Origin of the sequence: Eubacterium sp. BL-380-WT-2B, assembly GCF_009696115.1 — a bacterium.
Classification (GTDB): domain Bacteria; phylum Bacillota; class Clostridia; order Eubacteriales; family Eubacteriaceae; genus Eubacterium; species Eubacterium callanderi.
The window spans coordinates 218,370-238,299 of sequence record NZ_VUMP01000009.1 but is presented as its reverse complement, the minus strand read 5'-3'; the positions used below and the strand labels follow the sequence as shown (position 1 = coordinate 238,299).

General features: G+C 48.1%; 25 protein-coding genes. 18 read left to right on the top strand and 7 right to left on the bottom strand.

What is annotated here, in order from left to right:
* The first annotated feature begins 129 nt into the window (after nt 1-129).
* The 12 genes from FYJ53_RS18530 to FYJ53_RS18475 all read left to right on the top strand — a co-directional run bounded on the left by FYJ53_RS18530 (nt 130) and on the right by FYJ53_RS18475 (nt 7,804).
* Nucleotides 130-1,137, top strand: coding sequence for a hypothetical protein (locus FYJ53_RS18530; protein WP_154557602.1), 1,008 nt, complete (start codon nt 130-132; stop codon nt 1,135-1,137).
* A 61-nt stretch (nt 1,138-1,198) separates the two neighbouring features.
* Nucleotides 1,199-1,747 carry a hypothetical protein gene (locus tag FYJ53_RS18525; protein ID WP_148430658.1) on the top strand — a complete coding sequence of 183 codons (549 nt, stop codon included), beginning with the start codon at nt 1,199-1,201 and terminating at the stop codon, nt 1,745-1,747.
* A gap of 22 nt (nt 1,748-1,769) precedes the next feature.
* The gene (locus FYJ53_RS18520; protein WP_148430660.1) at nt 1,770-2,483 is read left to right on the top strand and encodes a hypothetical protein; all 714 of its coding nucleotides are present in this window, start codon (nt 1,770-1,772) and stop codon (nt 2,481-2,483) included.
* Nucleotides 2,480-2,920 carry a primosome gene (locus FYJ53_RS18515; RefSeq protein ID WP_013380692.1) on the top strand — a complete coding sequence of 147 codons (441 nt, stop codon included), beginning with the start codon at nt 2,480-2,482 and terminating at the stop codon, nt 2,918-2,920. Before FYJ53_RS18520 ends, FYJ53_RS18515 begins: the two co-directional genes overlap by 4 nt.
* A gap of 130 nt (nt 2,921-3,050) precedes the next feature.
* Entirely contained in the window at nt 3,051-3,260 is a 210-nt protein-coding gene (locus FYJ53_RS18510; RefSeq protein WP_013380691.1) for a hypothetical protein, read from the top strand.
* A gap of 11 nt (nt 3,261-3,271) precedes the next feature.
* Entirely contained in the window at nt 3,272-3,874 is a 603-nt protein-coding gene (locus tag FYJ53_RS18505) for an RNA polymerase sigma factor (RefSeq protein ID WP_148430662.1), read from the top strand.
* A 124-nt stretch (nt 3,875-3,998) separates the two neighbouring features.
* Nucleotides 3,999-4,223 (top strand): hypothetical protein, encoded by a 225-nt coding sequence (locus FYJ53_RS18500; RefSeq protein WP_148430664.1) that lies wholly within the window; start codon nt 3,999-4,001, stop codon nt 4,221-4,223.
* Between the two features lie 59 nt (nt 4,224-4,282).
* The gene (locus FYJ53_RS18495) at nt 4,283-4,519 is read left to right on the top strand and encodes a DUF2922 domain-containing protein (protein WP_013380687.1); all 237 of its coding nucleotides are present in this window, start codon (nt 4,283-4,285) and stop codon (nt 4,517-4,519) included.
* A 74-nt stretch (nt 4,520-4,593) separates the two neighbouring features.
* Nucleotides 4,594-5,154 (top strand): D-Ala-D-Ala carboxypeptidase family metallohydrolase, encoded by a 561-nt coding sequence (locus FYJ53_RS18490; RefSeq protein ID WP_154557601.1) that lies wholly within the window; start codon nt 4,594-4,596, stop codon nt 5,152-5,154.
* 540 nt (nt 5,155-5,694) lie between these two features.
* The gene (locus FYJ53_RS18485) at nt 5,695-6,933 is read left to right on the top strand and encodes an MFS transporter (RefSeq protein ID WP_148430668.1); all 1,239 of its coding nucleotides are present in this window, start codon (nt 5,695-5,697) and stop codon (nt 6,931-6,933) included.
* Entirely contained in the window at nt 6,914-7,579 is a 666-nt protein-coding gene (locus tag FYJ53_RS18480) for a hypothetical protein (RefSeq protein ID WP_013380682.1), read from the top strand. The genes FYJ53_RS18485 and FYJ53_RS18480 overlap by 20 nt, the downstream gene beginning before the upstream one ends.
* 15 nt (nt 7,580-7,594) lie before the next feature.
* A complete protein-coding gene (locus tag FYJ53_RS18475; protein ID WP_013380681.1) occupies nt 7,595-7,804 on the top strand; it encodes a helix-turn-helix domain-containing protein in 210 nt (69 codons plus the stop codon).
* A gap of 65 nt (nt 7,805-7,869) precedes the next feature.
* Here the strand turns inward: FYJ53_RS18475 and FYJ53_RS18470 are convergent, their stop codons facing one another.
* Genes FYJ53_RS18470 through FYJ53_RS18460 form a run of 3 tightly spaced genes read right to left on the bottom strand, consistent with a single transcriptional unit; the run spans nt 7,870 to nt 11,326 of the window.
* Nucleotides 7,870-8,307 carry an amino acid-binding protein gene (locus FYJ53_RS18470; protein ID WP_013380680.1) on the bottom strand — a complete coding sequence of 146 codons (438 nt, stop codon included), beginning with the start codon at nt 8,305-8,307 and terminating at the stop codon, nt 7,870-7,872.
* 11 nt (nt 8,308-8,318) lie between these two features.
* Nucleotides 8,319-9,620 carry a phenylacetate--CoA ligase family protein gene (locus FYJ53_RS18465; RefSeq protein ID WP_148430670.1) on the bottom strand — a complete coding sequence of 434 codons (1,302 nt, stop codon included), beginning with the start codon at nt 9,618-9,620 and terminating at the stop codon, nt 8,319-8,321.
* Between the two features lie 35 nt (nt 9,621-9,655).
* Nucleotides 9,656-11,326: a glutamine--tRNA ligase/YqeY domain fusion protein gene (locus FYJ53_RS18460; protein ID WP_148430672.1), complete on the bottom strand. Its 1,671-nt coding sequence runs from the start codon at nt 11,324-11,326 to the stop codon at nt 9,656-9,658.
* A 174-nt stretch (nt 11,327-11,500) separates the two neighbouring features.
* Here FYJ53_RS18460 and FYJ53_RS18455 point away from each other — a divergent pair, with 174 nt between their 5' ends.
* Nucleotides 11,501-11,749 carry a DUF6485 family protein gene (locus tag FYJ53_RS18455; RefSeq protein ID WP_013380677.1) on the top strand — a complete coding sequence of 83 codons (249 nt, stop codon included), beginning with the start codon at nt 11,501-11,503 and terminating at the stop codon, nt 11,747-11,749.
* 185 nt (nt 11,750-11,934) lie between these two features.
* Entirely contained in the window at nt 11,935-12,588 is a 654-nt protein-coding gene (locus FYJ53_RS18450; RefSeq protein ID WP_013380676.1) for a hypothetical protein, read from the top strand.
* Between the two features lie 43 nt (nt 12,589-12,631).
* Here the strand turns inward: FYJ53_RS18450 and FYJ53_RS18445 are convergent, their stop codons facing one another.
* Together FYJ53_RS18445 and FYJ53_RS18440 are read right to left on the bottom strand one after the other, a co-directional pair.
* The gene (locus FYJ53_RS18445) at nt 12,632-12,844 is read right to left on the bottom strand and encodes a molybdopterin-binding protein (RefSeq protein ID WP_013380675.1); all 213 of its coding nucleotides are present in this window, start codon (nt 12,842-12,844) and stop codon (nt 12,632-12,634) included.
* A gap of 103 nt (nt 12,845-12,947) precedes the next feature.
* On the bottom strand, nt 12,948-13,805 hold the full coding sequence (locus FYJ53_RS18440; protein ID WP_148430674.1) for a methylenetetrahydrofolate reductase: 858 nt from the start codon (nt 13,803-13,805) through the stop codon (nt 12,948-12,950).
* A 340-nt stretch (nt 13,806-14,145) separates the two neighbouring features.
* On the opposite strand from FYJ53_RS18440, the gene FYJ53_RS18435 reads away from it, so the two are divergent.
* From FYJ53_RS18435 to FYJ53_RS18420, 4 genes are all read left to right on the top strand, one after another.
* Nucleotides 14,146-14,547 carry a VOC family protein gene (locus FYJ53_RS18435; RefSeq protein ID WP_148430676.1) on the top strand — a complete coding sequence of 134 codons (402 nt, stop codon included), beginning with the start codon at nt 14,146-14,148 and terminating at the stop codon, nt 14,545-14,547.
* Nucleotides 14,548-14,921: 374 nt separating this feature from the next.
* On the top strand, nt 14,922-15,773 hold the full coding sequence (locus tag FYJ53_RS18430) for a phosphate ABC transporter substrate-binding protein (RefSeq protein WP_148430679.1): 852 nt from the start codon (nt 14,922-14,924) through the stop codon (nt 15,771-15,773).
* Nucleotides 15,774-15,917: 144 nt separating this feature from the next.
* Nucleotides 15,918-16,235, top strand: coding sequence for a hypothetical protein (locus FYJ53_RS18425; protein WP_013380667.1), 318 nt, complete (start codon nt 15,918-15,920; stop codon nt 16,233-16,235).
* A gap of 132 nt (nt 16,236-16,367) precedes the next feature.
* Nucleotides 16,368-17,168: a MerR family transcriptional regulator gene (locus tag FYJ53_RS18420; RefSeq protein WP_154557600.1), complete on the top strand. Its 801-nt coding sequence runs from the start codon at nt 16,368-16,370 to the stop codon at nt 17,166-17,168.
* Between the two features lie 55 nt (nt 17,169-17,223).
* Here the strand turns inward: FYJ53_RS18420 and FYJ53_RS18415 are convergent, their stop codons facing one another.
* Both FYJ53_RS18415 and FYJ53_RS18410 read right to left on the bottom strand, forming a co-directional pair.
* Nucleotides 17,224-18,771 (bottom strand): hydantoinase/oxoprolinase N-terminal domain-containing protein, encoded by a 1,548-nt coding sequence (locus FYJ53_RS18415; protein ID WP_090412610.1) that lies wholly within the window; start codon nt 18,769-18,771, stop codon nt 17,224-17,226.
* A complete protein-coding gene (locus FYJ53_RS18410; protein ID WP_090412986.1) occupies nt 18,759-19,871 on the bottom strand; it encodes a DUF917 domain-containing protein in 1,113 nt (370 codons plus the stop codon). The genes FYJ53_RS18415 and FYJ53_RS18410 overlap by 13 nt, the downstream gene beginning before the upstream one ends.
* Nucleotides 19,872-19,930 lie beyond the last annotated feature (59 nt).

Sequence of the window (19,930 nt, the reverse complement as noted above, 5' to 3'; positions counted from 1 at the left end):
GGTTTCCGGGACACATCCCAATCAACCGGTACGCGAAGCTTTTTACGCTTCGCGTACCGGTTTTTCTTTTTATGAAACCCAATCCGCCCACTACCCGCCAAATTCAAAAATAAAAAAGGAGCGCCCACCATGACCATCCACCTACCCGAATCCCACTACACCCTAACCACCCTCATCACCCCAGAAGACATGCCGGCTCAGGCCATTCTCAAAGCCCCCACCCAGGCTGCGCAGGCGCTTGTGGAAACGATTATCAGCCGGACCGGCAGGGTTCCGTGCCTAAAGGAGTTAAACCTCAAAGAAGGGCTGGAGCTGCACTGCCAGAACGATATCTGGGTGGACAAAGAAGTTTTAAAGGACATGGAACACGAGCCCGAGAAAGAGCGAAAAGAATCAAAACCGCCAAAGCGCAAAAGAAAGCGGAAGCCCCGCCTAAAACGGACCGCCAGCGGTAAAAAAGTATTGACCAGCTACAACAAAAAATTTAAAAAACGGTCCAGGAAGAAAACACGCAAGTGTCTTAGAAAGCTGAACCGTAATGGTTTTGCGGTGCGCATTGTAATCAACCGGTATGAGGAGATCACCATCTTCCTCATACCGGTTCTTTTTTGTCCCGACTGTAAAAAGCGGCGGGAGTTCGAATGTTTTAAGAAGCTCCAGTACTGCCACCGGGTGCTCACCCTTGAGATGATCAAGCACTGCCGTTACGATTCCGAGGTCTATGAGAAGCTTTTGACCGAGGATATTCTGGAGCTTATGGAGGACGGTGAGCTGGTGGTTTACTTCGAGGAGGAGCAGGCTGAGGCCCGAAAACGGGATTTCCAGAAGAACGTAAATTATGCGAAGCGGGTTGTTCAGGGGCCTATGGGTCTGCGGCCAGAGGTAGAGGTCCCAGCCCCTAAAAAGGGCGAGAAGCCTGACCGCAAGGATGCTAAAAGAAATCGGCTGCGCCAGCTGGCAGCCTGGGCCCAGGCCTTTGCCTCCGGATTTATAGAGGAAATCACTTTTGTAAAAAACTGGTACAGCCTGCTGCGCCTGAAATGCTCCGACACCAACGGCGATCCGCTCTGGAAAAAGTCGGTTTCCAGAAGAAAGTCCAACTCCGAGTACATTCTCACACCATCCGTCAGGCTGTAGAATAGAGTCAAGGTCAGCGCAGGAAAGCGTAGCGCCAAAATTGAATGAGGAGGTACTGAGAATGAAGAAATCAGTACAAAAGAAACAAAACACTTTTTCCCAAAAAACAGCGGAAAAAGGCACGGTTCCATGCGGTCAAAATATTGAGAGTTCCCAGCGGGAGCATTTTGTCGCCAAACTTTCGGAAAAAGTAAAACGAATCCTCCAGAGCTACCATAAGCTGGAGCACAGCGCCTATGGTAAGGTGGATACTCTGTGTGTAGGAGAGGGAAAAGTATTTTATTCTACTACTGATGTGGAACGGGTATTGGGTTTTAAAAAAACGAGACGCTATACCAGCCGGCATTTTAAGAGGCTGGGTGTGCAGGTTTTACCCATCCCGCATCCGGGAAATGCAGAGCGGGTTCAGTACAAAAACTTTGTAGATGAAACGGGGCTGAGAAAAATGCTTGAGGCCAAACGCAGAACCGTGAGAAAAACCAAAAAAGACCATCAGCTTTTTAGAGAGTGGGAGACGCTGCGCAGCTGGCTGCTTAGTCTGGAGCCGGAGAAAGCGGGCATTGAGGTACGCTGTAATGTATCGGTTCCGGTTGTTTTAAAAGTGGATTAAAAGCTTAAAAGGAGAGTTTACAATGAACAGAATATTAAACCGAAAAATTGATGAAGAGACCATAATTTTGGAAGAAAAAATCTTGAAATCATCCGAATATGCAGATGTACGCTGTATTCTGATCCAGGAAAAGCGCGAGCTGCACGTCTCTGTTTTATACCATGAGATATCAAAGCTTAAAAAGCGCCTGATGACCGCCCATGACAACGAGTCGAGTGCTTTGATGGATCAGATCATCCATCTCAAAAAACTGATTAATGGGATGAAGGGGGACTATGATATCTTTGAGGTGAGGGCCCACTGGTATGTGGCAACAGACCTTTGTGATTATCTGGAACTTCGCTGTCATCGGGATTTTCTGGAGAAGATTGCACTCCCCGGCGGCCTGAGAATGGAACGGGTTCGGTGCTCGGACGGAAAACGGCATTGGGCCTATCTGGTCAGCGGAAATGAGCTTCAGCTCATGGGTGTAGCCAGCTTCAGGGATGAGGCAAGGCATTTTTGTTCGATTATCATGGACTATTATCCGCCCTTTGTGTATCTGGAGTCCCTGGGCAGCGTTGATTACGCAAAGGATAAAACTATATCAATTCTGACAGAAGCCCTTGAGAAACAAGCGTCTACAAACGGGGCGCTTCACCGCAATCTTGCCCATCTTGACAAAGAGCTCAGCCGCCTTAAGCATAAGGAAGCGCTGTTTGAGGATATCCGTTTTATTGTGGAGTATGGGGCTTGAGCTTTTTCAAGGAGATCCGCTATCTGTTTGAGTGGCTGGAGGATCACGAGCTGAGCCCGGGCGCTTTCTTCTTATGGGTGGTGCTCATGGTGTTTAACAGCTGGTGTGCGCTGCTCACTACCTCGGGCGAATGGCTCTGGCGGGTGGAATTCATTATCGGCAACAAGCGGATCATTGATGTGATGCACTGTTCGGAGCGGCAGATGATGCGCTACCGGCAGGAGCTTGAAGCTAAGGGGCGGATCATCTATCAAAAGGGCAGTGCCCAAGGCGCAGGGATTTACACGATGATCCCTCTGCGCCCCAATGTGGAGCCCCGGGAGATCAGGCATGTGTTATCCGAAAAGGTGACCATGGTTTACGATTACGTGGGTAATCCAGAGTCCTTTTCCCTGGAACCGGGGAAGGATGCCGGAAAAAGTTATCCACAGGCATAACCGACACGGGTGTCGGCAAATTTTGGCAAAAACAAAAAGTGGACGCTAAATCACCGACACCCGTGTCGACATAAATAACAATAACATTATTATTTTTATATATTATATATATACATACAGGAGGTGCGCCATGCACGCGCAGAATTTTTATGGAACCGGCCCGGTGATCATCGGGCGGAGACGAGCTTACCGGGTCAAGGCAGAATGTTTTCTGGACATGGGCTTTTTCGCAAGAAGCGATGAGGAGGCCGAGGATCTGTTCAACGACTTCTCAGATTCAGTGGAGAGCCGTTACCCAGGCATTGTGCTGGAGCTTAAAAGCATCCGGGAGGATGACTAAAGGAGGTAAGTTTGAAACAAAACGATGATTCAGAAGACTACACCGGCTTAGAGCGGCTGGTAAAAAAAGCGAAGGCAGGCGATCAACAGGCAAAGGAAAAGCTGATCTTTGCCTTCCAGCCGCTGATTTTAACGACCATACAAAAGTATGTGTATGATCAAAAGGAATATGAGGACGCTTACCAGGACGCTGTCTGCGTTTTCCTGGAAGCCCTCCGTGATTTTGAACTGGACGCCCGGATTTACTTTCAGGTGTTCATCCGGTCACGGCTCACCAACTACTTTAAAAAGCGGCGAGAGGGGCGGTTTGAAAGGTCCATCAAGCCAGAGGAATCCCTGGACCGGCAGATAGAAGGAGAAGGCGGAGCCATAGCGCTGATCGAGTTGATTATAGATGAGAAAACTGATGTGGCAGAGGCATATCTGCGAAAAGAGAAAAACCAGCGTCTGGTCCAGGTCTACGAGAAGCTGCCGCCCCGCCAGAAGGCAGCTTTTCAGTATTTTTACCAGCAGAAAGGGGATCTGACAGAGCTGGCAAAGGAAGAAGGTGTGAATCCGTCCATGATGACCCGGGCCTGCCGGAGCGCTTTTAGAAAACTCAGAGAATTTCTCTAAAGCTTAATAAAAACTTAAATTTTATTTTTTTCAAACCACCATGTCCTTTTTGTACCCCAAAAACGGATTGTATAAGTGTAAGGCAAAACGCCAGATACAAAAAACAATTCAGGAGGTAAGAAAAATGGCAATCGAAAAAAGCGTTGAATCCGTAGGGATGAAGGTGACCGTCAACCATGGCGAGAAAGAAGGGAAGATCGTCAAGTCCTCAAAGACCTACGGCGACGTCGACCCCGCCGTCACCGACGAAGCCTTCGTGGGCACCGCCAAAGCTATCACTGGCATGCAGGAGCCCATCAGAGAGAAGCAGGTAAAGGTGACCGCGGAAGAATTTATCGAAGTAGCGTAGTGGAAAAGCGGCGATTTAAGCCAGAACCACAAAATTTAAAATTAGAAGGAGACTAAAAAATGCCAACAACCAATAAAGATTTAACCATCTATTTTCAGCGCGCGGACGGGAAGGAGTTTAAAATCACCATTCCCGATTACAAGGAGGGCATCACCGACGCCGAGATCAAGACCGGGGCCCAGGCCATTGTGGACCAGGGCGCCTTTCTGCCCGACGGGTTTGGGCTGGTCAAGGTGACCGGGGCCGTGAAGGTCGACACCACAAAAACTGACGTGGTCATTGAGGAAACAGCGTAAAAAAGGGGCGAAAGCCCTTTTTTTAATAGCGAAAGGGACAAACTAGAACAAACTAGAAAAGAAAGGAAAATTAAATGAACACATATAAAAAAGGTGTGGTATTCACACTGATAGCAGCCTGTGCATTGACTGTTCTGGTCTTTTTCGGGCAACTAACCCTAAGGACAGAGCATCCAGTGTCCACAACAGAGCAGACAGTGGGGCCGCCAGAGCCGGAGCCGCCCGCTGAGCCGGAAATCCCGACCGGGGCGACAGAAGAACCAAAAGCGCCAGAACCCGAACAAAGAGAACCCCTCATGGCATCTCCCCATTTTGCCATGGAAGAATATCGGTGCGACGGTGCGGGCTACTGCGACGGCTGGCCCTGCGTTGTGGAGCCCGAGCTTTTAGAGAAGATCGAAGCCCTGCGGTGCTATTTTGGACGGCCGGTCATCATCACCTCAGGCGTGCGGTGCGAAGCTCGCAATGAGGAGGTTGGAGGCGTCAGCTGGTCCTTCCACAAGCGGGGCTGCGCGGCGGATCTCTACTGCCCTGGGGTGGGTGTTGGGGATCTGGCCGCCGGGGCAAAGGACTGCGGGTTGAACGTGCTGCCCTATTACGGCAGCGGGTATATTCATGTGGAGATCATTCCCTGAGGTCAGAGCGTCCGGCTTGTTAAAAAATGTCTGAAAAAGCTCAAGATTTTTCTATTTTTTGCTGTTATTTAAGACATATTGGATGCAAAATATTTGGCGCTTTTTTAAATTGCGGTTTGTAAAACGTTGACAATGGCTTTAATAGGGAGGGTGTCATGTGACTTTGCGTGTAATGGGTTTATGCAGTAAAAAAGGCCTGACAAAAGAATATGCAGTCTGTTTTTATAAAATAATTGTGATTTTATAAGATATTTTAGGTATGATGAAAATCAGACTTTCCTTGAAAATATTGAAGGAACTGGCACGAAAATTGCGTTGGTATAATGTCAGGAAATTTAGTTTGTTTTAGGCAGAAAAGGCTTGTTTAAAACAGGGAAAGGAAAGTATAATGAATGTAGAAAAAAAGCGGGTTAAAAAACCTCCATAAAACATAAACAGGCTATGAAGAAATGGTATGCGACGTTATAGAGACGCGGATTCCGGAGAGATGGGAAGCCAAGGATATTTTTAAAAACTGAATGACAGAAGGAAGGGATCATCATGACTGAAAGACGCAGAGAGCTTATTTATGTCTGCTGCCTGACAGGCTTTATCACGATTACCTTTGCTTTTGGAAGATATATTTTTTCGATGATTACCCCGGATATTGTGAAAGAGCTGGGGATTGACTATGAATTTGTAGGCCGGATTAACGCCTTTCATCAGGGCGCCTATCTGTTGTTTTCACTGCTTGGCGGGCTGCTCTGCAGCGTGGTCAGCGTCAGGCGTTTGACTGGAGGCTCGGTAGTGCTCTGCGGCCTCAGCGTCACACTACTGGCGTTTGTGAATAACCCATGGGTACTGCTCTGTATTGTTACCCTCCAGGGGATTTTTGCCGCTACCTCCTGGATCCCCATGGTGGCCTTTGTGGCAGAAAATATCCAGGAGAAAAACCGGGGAAAGAGCCTGGGGATTATCTCAAGCGGAACCTCCTTTGGCTTGATTTTAAACGGGGTGCTTATTCCGTGGCTCCTTAAATACGGTACATGGCACACAGTGTGGCTGGTCTTTGGGATAATCAGCCTTATTCTGGGAGCTATAGGAATTTATGCAGTCACGGCGCTCGGGAAAAAGAGCCCAGAGGGTCCTGGGCTGGCGGAGTCAGGGCATAAGCCCGGACCGGTTGCGCAGGGAGGACAGCCCGCCGGTAGTGTCTGGCGGCATTACTTGCTGCTGGTGGCTCTGCTTGTGATTTCTGGTCTTTATCTGATCCCCTTTCAAAGCTACATTGTGCCTCTTATGCAGGAGGATCTGGGGCTCAGTGAGCAGGTTTCAGGACTTTGCTGGAGCCTGTTTGGCTTTATCGGCATTTTCAGCGGGCTTATGGCCGGTATGCTGGCGGACCGCACCTCGGCCAAAACAGCCATGATCATAACCTACGGGATATCGGTGCTGTCCATTGCCTCAGTGGTCTTTTTAGACGGCGCGGCTGCCGCGCTTTTGGCCTGTGCTATTTTTGGACTGACCTACAATGGTATTTTTGGACTGCACCCTACCTATGTTTCAAGAATTCTGCCGCCGGATAAAACAGCCCGCCTGTTCGGGCTGTTGAACCTTTCGCTGGGGCTGGGCTCCATGATCGGCAATTATGCGGGCGGTATCATTAAAAAGGCAACAGGCAGCTTTACTCTGGCCTATCAGCTCATGCTGGTAATGGCAGTTTCAGCCGTGGTAATCTGCTTGATGATAAAAAGTGATCGCGAGAAAGGCGGAAAACAAAATGGAAAAAATCGTATTTAACCCCATGGAAATCTTTTATGACATCGAGGCCTTTGCAGAGGATAAACACATTGATCCCCAATCACAGGTTTACAGCGAGCTTCTTCGATGGGCAGCAGCGGCCGAAAAGCTTGTAAGGCCCAGGGCCATCATTAAATGGTGCGCCGTAAAGGCCCTTGGCGATGACCGGGTGCAGGTTGCGCATAAAATTTTTGAAAGCCGTCTGCTGGCGGAAAAGCTAGAAGGAATCGAACGGGTTTTTGCCACAGTGGTAACTGCTGGTGACGAGCTGGACGCCCTACAGGAGCCTTCAGATGAGGTGCGCAATCTGTTGAAATATGCCGCGCTCAGAGAGGCCCGCGCGGCGGTGGACCGCTATTTAAAAGAGCATTTTGCCTTTGACCATATGGGACGTTTGAATCCGGGCTCACTGCCAGACTGGCCGATCGCCAACAATCCCGCGCTTTTTGAGATCATCGGCGACGTGACAGAGACCATCGGGGTTCGGCTGACAGAAAAAAACTATATGCAGCCGGGATACTCGGTGTCAGAGCTGCTCTTTTCAAGCGATGCGGATTATGATAATTGTAGTCTGTGCAAGAAATATGACTGCATCGGACGAAAGGTTCCCTTTGACCCCGAAGCCTATGCGCGGATATTTGGATAAAATGGAGGTGAAAAAATGAAAGGCGAAGAAACAGGAACACGCGACTTAAAAGAAGCCCTTCATGCCTATGAAAAAAAGCTTTTATTGGATGTGCTGGCCGAGAACTGCTACAATATTTCCAAAAGCGCCAGAATTTTGGGGATTTCCAGACAAAACCTCCAGCATAAAATAAAACGCTACCACATCGCCGTAGAACACCGAACAGCAGGCAGCAGCCATGGCTGAGAACCATGTATAGTAAAAAATCACAGAGCAGCGGCCCTGTGATTTTTTATCTGTAAAAGCAGTTTTCAGTCGACCTGATAGACATCTTCCTTTGGCAGAACGATGACACCAGAGTTCTTGAGCACCTCGATGGCTTTTTCCTGGTCGTTTGTTTTCATGATGACCAGGGGCATGGCGCTTTGATTGCGCATGACAAAGGAATAGACGTATTCCACATTGATGTCGTTCTCGGATAAAGTGTCAAAAATGCGGTACATGGCGCCGATACGATCCTCGGGCTCAACTGCCAGCACATCGGTCATTTTGGCCACATGGCCAGCTTCCTTTAAAAGCTCAGCGGCCTTGTAGGGGTCGTTGACGACCAGGCGCAGTATGCCAAATTCGGAACTGTCAAAGACCGAGATTGCCCGGATATCGATTCCGGCGTCACAGATCACCTTTGTGATGCTGGCAAGATGTCCTTTTTTGTTTTCAATAAAAATGGATAATTGTTTGATTAACATATCGGGCCTCCTTATTTTTCATTGCGAAGGTCAAGGACACGCTGGGCCTTTCCTTCGGAACGTTTTAAGCTCTTTGGTTCAACGAGGTGGACGGTCGGATGAATCCCCAGGATGGTATGAAGCTTGGTCTTGATTTCGGCATAGAGTGCATCCAGCTTGGTGACAGAATCCAGCAAGTCATAGGCGCCAACCTCCACGTCAATGTCGATTTTATCCAGGTACCCCTTCTTGCTGACGGTAATCAGATAGTTGGAGCCAATGCCGTCAATACTCAGCAGCACTTCCTCGATCTGGGACGGGAAGACATTGACACCGCTGATGATGAGCATATCATCGGTACGGCCTTCAATCTTGGCCATGCGGGCATTGGTACGGCCACAGGCACAGGGGGAATAATCGAGATGGGTGATATCCTTTGTGCGGTAACGGATCAGCGGCAGCGCCTGCTTGGTGATGGGGGTAATGACCAGCTCGCCGGTTTCCCCTTCAGGCAGAACCTCCAAGGTCACAGGGTCAATGATTTCTGCGATAAAGTGATCTTCATTGATGTGCATGCCAGTGAGCGCGTGGCATTCACCGGAAACACCGGGTCCGATGAGCTCGCTCATCCCGTAGTTTTCAGTGGCAAACAGGCCAAAGGCCTCGTTAATCTTGGCGCGCATGGCCTCGGTGGAGCCTTCACCGCCAAAACAGCCGACCCGCAGGTTTAAATCCGTCGCCGGGTCCAGGCCCATATCCTGGGCCACCTCGGCCAGGCGCAGCGCGTAGGAAGGCGTGCCGATGAGTACAGTGGCGCCAAAATCCTTCATGATTTTTATCTGCTTCTGGGTATTGCCGCTGGACATGGGCACAACGCCGGCCCCAACCTTTTCAAGGCCCTGGTGCAGGCCAAAAGCGCCGGTGAACAGGCCGTAGCCAAAGGATACATGCGCAGTATCGCGTTTCGTAACGCCACCCATGGTAACCAGACGGGCAATACACTCGGCCCAGGTTTCAAGATCCTTTCTGGTGTAGCCTACAACGGTGGGGTTGCCGGTGGTGCCGGAGGACGCATGGTAGCGCACGATTTTTTCCTTTGGCACCGCGAACAGCCCGAAAGGATAGTTCATCCGTAGATCCTCCTTGGTGGTAAAAGGCAGGAAACGCAGGTCCTCCAGAGAACGGATATCATCGGGCTTGATTTTATTGGCCTTAAACAGGTTTCTGTAGTAAGGCACATTTTTATAGACGTGCTTGAGTGTTTTTTTCAGACGTTTAAATTGAATTTCGCGAATTTCTTCGCGGGGCAGGGTTTCTTTTAGTGACCAAATCATATTTACTCCTTATGATAAACGCGATTGAATGCGGATTACTTACCTGGACGCCAGGAACTTTTAAGCGGCACGACCTGATTAAAGACAGGATTTCCCTCGGTTGAATATTTAGGGTCAACGGAGAAATAACCCTGGCGGACAAACTGGAACTTGTCATAGGGGCTGGCTTCCAGCACACGCGGTTCTACCCAGGCGGTGATCTTTTTCAGTGAGTCCGGGTTAATCTTATCAAGGAAGGTGTCAGCGTCAAAGCCTTCTTCATCTTTAAGCAGCGGGTTCAGCATATGAACCTCGACCTGTTTTCCCAAGTCAGCAGATACCCAGTGGATGGTACCCTTGACCTTGCGCCCGGTAAAGCCTGAGCCGGATTTTGTTTCGGGGTCATAAGTACATTTGAGCTCAATGACCTCGCCGTTTTCATCCTTGATGACCTCGTTGCAGGTAATGAAATAGGCGCCTCTCAGGCGAACTTCATTGCCAGGGAAGAGACGAAAGTATTTTTTAACCGGAACCTCCATAAAGTCTGATTTTTCAACATAGATTTCACGTCCGAAAGGCATTTTGTGCATGCCCATTTCCGGTACATCCAGATTCGTCTCAATTTCAAGCCACTCGGTCTGACCCTCAGGATAATTGGTAATGGTAACCTTGAGCGGATCGAGTACAGCATTGACACGCGGGGCTTTAAGTTTTAAGTCGTCGCGGATAAAATGCTCCAGCATGGCGATGTCTACAGTGGAGTTTGCCTTGGCGACGCCGATCTCCTCACAGAAAGCCTGAATAGCCTCCGGTGTATAGCCACGGCGGCGCATACCGGAGATGGTCGCCAGCCTCGGGTCATCCCAGCCATCCACGATGCCTTCATCGACCAGTCTTTTCAGGTAGCGTTTGCCCATAATGGTACCGGACAGGTTCAGCTTTGCAAATTCGATCTGGCGGGGATGCTCGGCCTTAAAGTCGTCCAGGTTGGCCAGAACCCAGTCGTAGAAAGGACGGTGGTCTTCAAATTCCAGGGTGCAGAGGGAATGGGTGATGCCTTCGATGGCATCCTCCACCGGATGGGCAAAATCGTACATGGGGTAAATGTACCAGTCTTCGTTGGTGTTGGGGTGCTTGGTGTGCAGGATACGGTAAATGACCGGATCGCGCATGTTCATATTCGGGCTGGCCATGTCGATTTTAGCCCGGAGCACTTTGACGCCCTCGTCAAATTCGCCGGCCTTCATTTTTTCAAAAAGCTCAAGGTTTTCGGATACAGAGCGGTTGCGGAAGGGGCTTTCCTTACCAGGCTCCTTGAGTGTGCCGCGGTATTCACGAATCTGGTCTGCGTTTAAGTCATCTACAAAGGCCAGGCCCTTTTTAATGAGCTCAACGGCGTATTCCGCCATTTTTGAAAAATAGCTAGACGCAAAGTAGAGACGGTCTTCCCAGTCAATGCCCAGCCAGGATAAATCTTCTTTGATCGAGTTGACATATTCAATGTCTTCCTTGACAGGGTTGGTGTCGTCAAAACGCAGGTTAAACTTTCCGTTGTATTTTTTGGCGATTCGGTAGTTCAGCAAAGAGGCCTTGGCGTGGCCAATATGTAAATAGCCATTGGGTTCGGGTGGAAAACGAGTGTGTACGCGCTCGTCGGTATACACATGGTTTTTGTTATCCTCATCAATGGCGTTGATAATAAAATTGGTTTTTTCGTTTGTCTCCATCTATTCTCTCCTGTTGTGATTCTTAATTTTTATACTTCCTAAAATAATATCATAAAATTGTGCAAAAGCCTATAGTTAAGATGGGATATTGTGGGAGAAAAAGAAGGAAAGTTTTCAAAGTGCCGGGCACTGTGATATAATAATCCTGAAAAACAAATCAGGAGGAATATGATCATGAGCTGCAATACATGTCAGGCACCCGAAACTGCCGAAGAGCGTATCTGCCGGAGGGAGAAAAATGAGCAGGGCTGTACCTGTACCGAATTTGGCTGTAAACAGCATGGCTACTGCTGTGAATGTATCGCCAAGCATCGGGGCCGGGGACAGATACCAGGCTGCCTGTTTTCCGAAGAAGGAGAAAAGCTCCACGACAGAAGCCTGGAAGCATTTTTAGAGGATGTTAAGAGAAGGCAGCAGGCTTAGGCCGCCGCTGAAAAAGACAGAGGATTTTTTATATTCTCTGCCTTTTTTGTATATGGGCATTATTCACGCCCTTAAATCCAGATAAAACAGTTTTATAAACCACTTTTTATCTTGAATTTTTGCTGAAATTCTTGGACGTAAGGTGTATAATAGACGAGGAAAATTGACAGAATGAGGTAGAATGGATGGAATTTAGATTTGAAACAGAGCTGGGTGGTAAAAATGCCGTGTTTGAACTCCGCACAGCTCCTTTAACCGATGAGGACGCCGCCAAGAAAACGACTTTGCGCGGCTATAAATGTGAACAGGTCATGGTAAACGGTGAAGCCCTGAAAAATCCGGCTTTTATCAGCTGTTATGCCGAAACCAATAAAAAAGAAGGTCCTGCGCTATGCTTTAAGTTTGGTATGGCCAAGTGGATAGAGGAGCAGTTCGGCATTGAAAATAAAAAAGGACAGGCCCTCTATGTGGCTATCCCCGAAAGCGTGCAGGCAGCTTATCTGGAGCAGATTGAAAGTCTTGATAAAGAGATCGAGGAGCTGCAGGCAGAGGCCGAAAAACGGCGGGATGAAAATGACAAAAACGTTCGGGATGATGATATTATTGAGCTTTCCTACAGCCCGCGCTTTGTGGGGGTTCGTTACCCCTTCGATTCAAACCGGGAAAAGGCCGAGTCAAAAATATGGTCTCAGTTTGATGGTAATCTGGATCTGGACGACTGGATAGAGGTGCATTTGGAACCATATTGCGTAGGGCTTGGCTGTGGCTGCGCAAAGAAGTACAAGGTTCCCTACAGGGAATACGCAGCACTGCTGGATGCGTATAAAGCACAGCTCTAAAAAACCAGGACGCTTCTAATGAAGACGTCCTGGTTTTTTAATACTAGTCATCAATACCGATCATGACAGAGGTCGCTTTGATCACCGCATAGGCGTCAGAGCCAACCTGTAAGCCCAGTTCCCGGATGGAATCCATGGAGATGGTGGAGGAAATCTGGTTTCCGCCGCCGATATCTAAAACAACAATGCCGTTTACGGCGCCTTCTTTAATCGAGACGACTTTTCCGGCCAATTGGTTGCGAGCACTTAATTTCATAAGAAATGCCTTCTTTCTATGGTTTATTTTATCATTATCATAATGAATATAGCTTAAGAGTGACTTTAAAGAAAAGCAAAGTCCGATCTTTCAATGCTATTGGTCAACGGATGCCGGCAGCGCGGACAATCTCGGAAATGTCTGCCCATTTGTTAAGGGAATAGATGTGCAGCCCGTCGATTCCGGCGCTTATAAAGCGGTGGATCTGTTTGACGGTATACTCCATGCCGGCTTTTTTAAAGTCTTCAGGATTATCGCCATAGCGGGCAATAATTTCAGCCAGGTCTCTTGGAATGGAGCTGCCATTGGATACCGCCATGCGGATGGTCGGGTCTTTAGCCAGAACCGGCATAATACCGACATCAACCGGCAATGTGATATGCGCTTTCTGGATTTTTTCGACCCACCACTCATAGTGGGCAACATCGTGGCAAAGCTGTGTCATAATAAAATCAGCGCCGGCATCCTGCTTTATGCGCAGATGGGCAATATCCTCATCAAAGCTGCTGGCTTCAAAATGCTTTTCCGGATCTCCGGCCATGGCAATGCTGAACTCTGGAAACGCTTCTTTTATAAAAGCGATCAGCTCGTTGGCATAATTAAAATCTCCGCCTGTCGAAGCACTGCCCTTTGGAAAGTCGCCCCGCAGCGCCAGAATATGATCTACGCCCAGTGACAGATAATTTCTGAGTTCATCCCGGATCTTATCCTTAGAATTCCCAATACAGGTAAAATGGGTGATGGGGATCGTTGCGCCACTGTCTTTAATGGCCTTGCAAATTTCCACATTTCTGCCTGCGTTGGTTCCGCCGGCGCCATAGGTACAGCTGATAAAATCCGGCTTGAACGCATAGAGATGATCAAGTGTATCCAGCAGCGGCTCAAGCGGCTGCCCCTCCTTTGGCGGAAAAACCTCAAAAGAAAAACACATCCGATTCTTCATAATTTCTGGTATTGTCATAAAACCCCTCCATTTTTTGATTTCTACTAATTGCGTAGAAGCTTAAAGCTTTGTATAAAGCATATCCCATTTTTCTGTGAATAAACAGTGTAAATGCAACGGAATTCTATATAGAAGGTTTAAAGTGCTTATGATTTTTCCGATGGCCTGCGTCTTAGCTTGAGGGAAGTTTCTCAGGTGGTGTATCAAAAGGGAACAAATAAGTTGTTATGCTCAAAAGAAAGCGGTATAATGAAATTATAGCAATAAATTTTAAGACAGCGCGCATAAATATAGATAATAAAAATCAGTTTATTGTCAATAAAGTAATCATAAACGGTGAAATAAAAAAACTGAAAGGATGCAGGTGGATGGAGTGACCGTTAAAGTACAATATTCAACGATGATCGTAAAAAGTTTAGAGGAATCTGTGAAGTTTTACAGAGATGTTTTAGGTTTTAAAGAAAGGTACCATGTCGATCTTCCAAACGGTGGGTGCATTACTATCATGGAAAGTGAAGGCGCCAGTGTCGAATTGATCGAGAATACCAATTTTCCGGTAGGATTGTATTCAATTGGAACAGATGTGGATGATATTGATGAAATGATCCGACATCTTGAGAAAAACGGCTACCAGACAACCGGTCCTGTAATTCCCACTACAGTCGGAAAACAAACCTTTGTCTTAGACCCGAATGGCGTACGAATCTGTCTGATTGAGCACACAGATGAATATAAAGAAAAATATATGTTGGATGATTGAAAGAAAGCTGTCCAAATACAGGGAAGCTGAAATAGTGGGGTGCGCTATTAAGCACCATCTCGAAAGTGTATCATAAAAATAAGGAAAAACAAAAATTGGCGTATACTATCGGTTTAAAAACCAAAATCAGGGTATATTATTACTGCATACCTCTTACTTACATCTCCCCAAAATTTTCCTTATACCTTTTATTGTTAATATCCCCGGCTCCCCCAAGCCGGGGATATTTTCGTTTGATGTACTCTAGCCGGATTTAACAGAGCTTTAACCTTTTCTTTACCGATCCAAAACCAAAGTCGCATTTTTCTCTGGTATGATTAATCTCGTAGTTAAGCACAACTTAAGAAATTAAATTTCAAAGGAGAAGAAATTAAATGGGATTAAAAAAACGTTTAGCAGGCCTGACCATGGCTTTGGTTGTCGGAACATTTGCGTTTGCAGGATGCAGTGGCGGGGGAGACAGTACAGGTAGCTCCTCAGCGGCCATTTCCGGTGAAATCAATGGCGGAGGCTCCACCTCAGTCCAGAAAATCATCGAAGCGGCAGGCGACGAATTCGCTGCTCAGAATCCAGATGTCAAATTTACATACAGCGGTACCGGCTCATCTGACGGGATCAAGGGAGCAACGGAAGGCACCTATGCTTTTGGATGTGCTTCAAGAGAACTGAAAGATGAAGAAAAATCCGGTTTGACCGAGCTGGTTTTTGCCTATGACGGTATTGCCATGATCACACATCCATCCAATCCGGTCACCAACATTAGCTCAGCAGACTTAACAAAGATTTATACTGGAGAAATCACAAACTGGAGCCAGATTGGCGGCAACGATGCCCCGATCGTGGTCGTATCCAGAGAAGATGGCTCCGGCACCCGTTCCGCGGTCGAAGAACTGTTAAAATTTGAGGATAAACTAAAACCAGACGCTACCATTAAAGAAGGTAATGGAAACGTACAATCCACAGTCGCTGGAAATGAAAATGCCATTGGCTATGTATCCTTAACCTTTGTGGACAACACCGTTAAAAAGGTAAATGTAGACAATGTCGAAGCTACCGTCGATAATGTTGTAAACAAAAGCTATCCGGTATCCAGACCGTTCCTGGCCGTTTATAAGACTGACGGTCTCAACAATCAGACAAAAGCCTTCTTAGATTTCTTAATGACAGATGAAGGACAGGCCATTGTTGAAAAAGAAGGCGGCATCAAGGTTGCGCTTGAACAGTAAATAAAGACGCCACCTTCCCTTGTCCCCGGTTCGCCGGGGGCTTTTTTGATGTTGGAAGCCTGTCTGGTCATTAAAAAGTTTAATGTTGTTTTTTGTGGCAAAAAGGCATATGATAAGGGTAAGATTTTAAGAAGGAGTGAAAAAATGACAACCCTGAAATTGAATGCTGGCCCCTGCGGCTTTAACACAGTCATTAAAGCTGAAACCGAAAAGCCTTACAAGGTTAAGGTGACCGTTGAATCGGAATGCCCTCATTACAAGGCTGTAAATGATGATCTGGCAGAGCCGCTGGATGCTTTGAGAATCTGTAGTAAAGAAAAATATGACAGCAATACCGTGTATAAGATCTTTGCAAAGCATATGAAGCATCCGGCCTGTCCGGTGGCTGTCGGCGTGATTAAGGCCATGGAGGCTGAAGCGGGACTGGCCCTCAAGACCGATATTGAGATGAAGTTTGAGTAGAACAGCATAAAGCCTGCCGGGTAGAAAGGCAGGCTTTTTTAAAAAGTTTTAAAACAGTGCTTGACTTTCCAGTAACTGGAATGTGTATACTTAAGGCATGTTCGAACAATGAATTGCAAAGGGAGGAACAAAATGCTGTCCATTGGTGCATTTTCAAAAATCAGTAATGTTACCACTAAAACTCTCCGGTATTATGATGAAATCGGCCTGATCAAACCGGTTTATGTCAATGATGAGAACGGATACCGTTATTATTCAACCAGCCAGCTGGAGACAGTTTTGCTCATAGGCAAGCTGAAATGGTATGGTTTCTCGCTGGACGAAATTGCTGAAGTGCTTAAGAATCCCGAGGATAACACCTTTATTCTCTCGCGGATCAGAGAGAAGGAGGCAGGTCTGAGGGAGGCGGCGCAGCATTATCAGATGCTTCTCTCTCTGCTGGAAAAAGATATTTCAAACTTAGAAAGAGGTAAACACATTATGGCCTATTTAGAACAGATTGAAGTCAAGCTCGTTGAAACAAAGCCCACGCCCATTTTATCCATAAGAAAGAAAATGAATGTCAGGGACTCACAAAAATATATGATGGAACTGATGACAACCGTTCAGGAAAAAGGGTTGACACTTACAGCCGGCCCCATGAGTATTTTTCATGATGAGGTTTATGATCCTGAAAACTATGATATGGAGGACGCTGTCGCCATCAGGGAGGCGGAGGAAAGCACCCGTATCCTGGAGGGCGGCTTATGTGTCATGTCCGTATTAAGGGGAGCTTATACTGAACTGCCCTCTGTTTACGCAAAAATAAGAGAGTGGATTGAAGAGGAAGGCTACACTGTTTCGGGAGCCCCTTATGAAATTTATCAGACGGACCCCTCACGGGTACTGCCTGAAGAGAATATTACCGAGATTTATGTCCCTGTAAAAAAATAAACGTGAAAAGGGCCCTGGCTGTTTCGTGACAGCCGGGGCCCTTTATTACGGAAAACTATGCCAGATCACCGGCCGCCTTAACCTTCAGACGGCTGGTATTGCCGGGATAGTAGGCCAGAGGAACATCCTCAACATCAATGATGGCTACAGTCCCGGGGATGGCCCCGGCCGCAACAGCCAGGCTTGAAGCCTCTTCCCTGGCATTTTCCAGGGCTTCATCTCTGGGAACTTCATCGTAGGATACCAGTTTTTCATAGGTACCGCTGACCTTGGAGATGGCAGAGCCGATGGCATTGGCAATGCCAAAATGCTCTGGCTTTGCCACCTGGCGGGTACCCGCAAGCTCTTCCGGGACAATGATGGAGCCGCCTCCCACCAGCACCACGTCGATATCGTCGTTGGAAATTTTCATCTGATCAATACTGTCTTCGATCATTTCGCGGATAACAGCCATGGCCCTCTCAGCAAAATTCTGCTCAAGGATATCCGCTTTTGATGGATCGCCCACCCTGGCCATACCCAGACGGACTGCGATGTCGGTGGCGGTTATGGTATTTCCGCCGAAGACCAGGGCTTTCTCAGTTATCTGATAACCCACACTGTCTGGCCCGATTGTTATTTCACCGTTTTCTTCACGGACAATGGACCCACCGCCGAGGCCGATGGATATAACATCCGGCATGCGGAAATTTGTCCGCACACCTCCGATGGTGGCGGCAACACTGCTTTCGCGCGGGAAGTCATGCTGAATGACACCAAAGTCTGTTGTAGTGCCGCCCACGTCGATGACAACAGCATCGTGGAGACGGCTCAGATAGGAGGCGCCGCGGATAGAATTGGTAGGCCCGCAGGCAATGGTGAGGATGGGATACCGTCTTGCAAAGTCCATGGTCATAAGGGTCCCGTCGTTCTGGCTCAGAAAAACATCGGCGTTTTCGATGCCTTCGTCGGCCAGGCTTTTGGCAAAGCCTTCCGTAAAGCTCTCGGCAACTTCATACAGGGCAGCGTTCAGGATGGTCGCATTTTCTCTTTCGATAAAGCTTAGTGTTCCGATTTCACTGGATTTTGAAATGTGAATATCCGGCCCCAGGACTTCCCGGGCCAGCTCCGCACAGCGCTCTTCATGCTCATTCCGTACGGGGGAGAAAACACAGGAAATGGCAATGGACTGGGTTTTACCCTTGATCTTTTCAAAGAAAGTGCGCGCGGCGGCTTCGTCAAACGCGGCAATTTCTTTGCCGTCAAACTCGTAACCACCGGCCACTGTCGCAGTGGCAATGACAAAATCTGTCAGATCCTCTGGCCAGTCCACCATGGGCATGATTCCCTGCATGGCCGGCGCTGCCAGGCGGATTACAGCTACCGGAGCCAGTTTTTTACGCTCCACAATGGCGTTGGTACACTGGGTAGTACCAAGCATGGCCTGATGAACCTGTGTGCGGTCAATATCGGCTTCACGGAGAACATCCTTCAAGGCGCCCAGAATGCCGGAATAAATATCTTCAGAGGTGGTGTGCTTAATACCCGCGATGATGTTCCGGTTTTCATCTACGATAACCGCATCGGTATTGGTGCCGCCAACGTCAATTCCTATTTTGTACATGATGCAATCTCCTTTCCAGATAATCGTTCTTCCAGAGGAATATAGTCTGTATCACAGCCAAAATAACGCGGGCCGACCATCTCAAGCCCCTGTGGTGTGCGCCATAGATCATAGCAGGGCAGTCCCACAGCCATAACCCGTTTGCCGTATTTTAAGGCGTCAGTGGTCACAGGAATAAAGGTTTCCGTATCGACCAGGCAGATCAGGTCTGGAACCGTTGCCTTTATACGGCCGTTGACTGTAGCGGTCAGGTTTTCGTTTTGGAAGGTTACCTCGGCCTGCTGTCCCCGGTATTCAGAAATACCGTCCAGCATAACATGGCCAAGGTTAAAGGCGCCGGTGGTTTCACGCAGCACATCGGTAATTTTGCCTTTGAAGATTTTGTAGCCGCCGGTCTGCGTAAGAAAGCTTGCTTCGGGTGTTTGGCTTTTATCAAGCTGTTTAATGCCCCGGATAGCAGCGCCCAGCTTCTGGGAGCGGGTGATGATGTTTTTGACTCCCCATTTTTTCATGGTGGCTCCGTCCATGCCGTACAGGGCAATACAGACTGACCCGCCGCAGGTCATAGTGACCGCCCGGGCGAGGTCTTCGGTCCATTTATTTGTGATGGTTTCAAAAATACAGGTATTGCCTTTTTCATCGGTCAGGGCCATGGGTGTTGCGCTGACGCCGCCCAGGGTAAAGGTAACCATCTGAAGCTCTGGAAAGGCCCGCCCCATCCCGTCAACATCCACGAGTGGGATGCCAAGACGGGCGGAAGCCGCAATGGGCAGCATACTGTTGACACCGCCGGCTTCGATGGGAAAGAAGCCCCTGATTTCTCTGCCATAGAACTGGCTGACCATATCATAAAGGCGTTTGTACTCACTGCCGTTTATGCCTTTTTCGGCAAGTACAGTGGGTGCTCCCATCATGGCGATGGGAATAACCAGGTCATCATCAGCGATTTCCTCAGGGTCAAGCATGGTGACATCGCCGCAGGTTTTGATGGCGTCCATAGCCATGAGCTTGCCAATATAGGGATCGCCCCCGCCGCCAGCACCCAAAAGGGATGCGCCCAGAGCGATATCTTCGATTTCGTTAATACCAAGCGTTCTCAATTTTATTCTCCTTTTATCCGTTTTATCTGCAATGGTTACAGTATAAACAAAGTAAAAAT

What these genes read in the sequence shown, in the direction of transcription:
- FYJ53_RS18530 (WP_154557602.1), top strand. Translation starts at nt 130, where the DNA reads ATGACCATCCACCTACCCGAATCCCACTACACCCTAACCACCCTCATC.
- FYJ53_RS18525 (WP_148430658.1), top strand. Translation starts at nt 1,199, where the DNA reads ATGAAGAAATCAGTACAAAAGAAACAAAACACTTTTTCCCAAAAAACA.
- FYJ53_RS18520 (WP_148430660.1), top strand. Translation starts at nt 1,770, where the DNA reads ATGAACAGAATATTAAACCGAAAAATTGATGAAGAGACCATAATTTTG.
- FYJ53_RS18510 (WP_013380691.1), top strand. Translation starts at nt 3,051, where the DNA reads ATGCACGCGCAGAATTTTTATGGAACCGGCCCGGTGATCATCGGGCGG.
- FYJ53_RS18500 (WP_148430664.1), top strand. Translation starts at nt 3,999, where the DNA reads ATGGCAATCGAAAAAAGCGTTGAATCCGTAGGGATGAAGGTGACCGTC.
- FYJ53_RS18495 (WP_013380687.1), top strand. Translation starts at nt 4,283, where the DNA reads ATGCCAACAACCAATAAAGATTTAACCATCTATTTTCAGCGCGCGGAC.
- FYJ53_RS18490 (WP_154557601.1), top strand. Translation starts at nt 4,594, where the DNA reads ATGAACACATATAAAAAAGGTGTGGTATTCACACTGATAGCAGCCTGT.
- FYJ53_RS18485 (WP_148430668.1), top strand. Translation starts at nt 5,695, where the DNA reads ATGACTGAAAGACGCAGAGAGCTTATTTATGTCTGCTGCCTGACAGGC.
- FYJ53_RS18480 (WP_013380682.1), top strand. Translation starts at nt 6,914, where the DNA reads ATGGAAAAAATCGTATTTAACCCCATGGAAATCTTTTATGACATCGAG.
- FYJ53_RS18475 (WP_013380681.1), top strand. Translation starts at nt 7,595, where the DNA reads ATGAAAGGCGAAGAAACAGGAACACGCGACTTAAAAGAAGCCCTTCAT.
- FYJ53_RS18470 (WP_013380680.1), bottom strand. Translation starts at nt 8,307, where the DNA reads ATGTTAATCAAACAATTATCCATTTTTATTGAAAACAAAAAAGGACAT.
- FYJ53_RS18465 (WP_148430670.1), bottom strand. Translation starts at nt 9,620, where the DNA reads ATGATTTGGTCACTAAAAGAAACCCTGCCCCGCGAAGAAATTCGCGAA.
- FYJ53_RS18460 (WP_148430672.1), bottom strand. Translation starts at nt 11,326, where the DNA reads ATGGAGACAAACGAAAAAACCAATTTTATTATCAACGCCATTGATGAG.
- FYJ53_RS18455 (WP_013380677.1), top strand. Translation starts at nt 11,501, where the DNA reads ATGAGCTGCAATACATGTCAGGCACCCGAAACTGCCGAAGAGCGTATC.
- FYJ53_RS18450 (WP_013380676.1), top strand. Translation starts at nt 11,935, where the DNA reads ATGGAATTTAGATTTGAAACAGAGCTGGGTGGTAAAAATGCCGTGTTT.
- FYJ53_RS18445 (WP_013380675.1), bottom strand. Translation starts at nt 12,844, where the DNA reads ATGAAATTAAGTGCTCGCAACCAATTGGCCGGAAAAGTCGTCTCGATT.
- FYJ53_RS18440 (WP_148430674.1), bottom strand. Translation starts at nt 13,805, where the DNA reads ATGACAATACCAGAAATTATGAAGAATCGGATGTGTTTTTCTTTTGAG.
- FYJ53_RS18435 (WP_148430676.1), top strand. Translation starts at nt 14,146, where the DNA reads ATGCAGGTGGATGGAGTGACCGTTAAAGTACAATATTCAACGATGATC.
- FYJ53_RS18430 (WP_148430679.1), top strand. Translation starts at nt 14,922, where the DNA reads ATGGGATTAAAAAAACGTTTAGCAGGCCTGACCATGGCTTTGGTTGTC.
- FYJ53_RS18425 (WP_013380667.1), top strand. Translation starts at nt 15,918, where the DNA reads ATGACAACCCTGAAATTGAATGCTGGCCCCTGCGGCTTTAACACAGTC.
- FYJ53_RS18420 (WP_154557600.1), top strand. Translation starts at nt 16,368, where the DNA reads ATGCTGTCCATTGGTGCATTTTCAAAAATCAGTAATGTTACCACTAAA.
- FYJ53_RS18415 (WP_090412610.1), bottom strand. Translation starts at nt 18,771, where the DNA reads ATGTACAAAATAGGAATTGACGTTGGCGGCACCAATACCGATGCGGTT.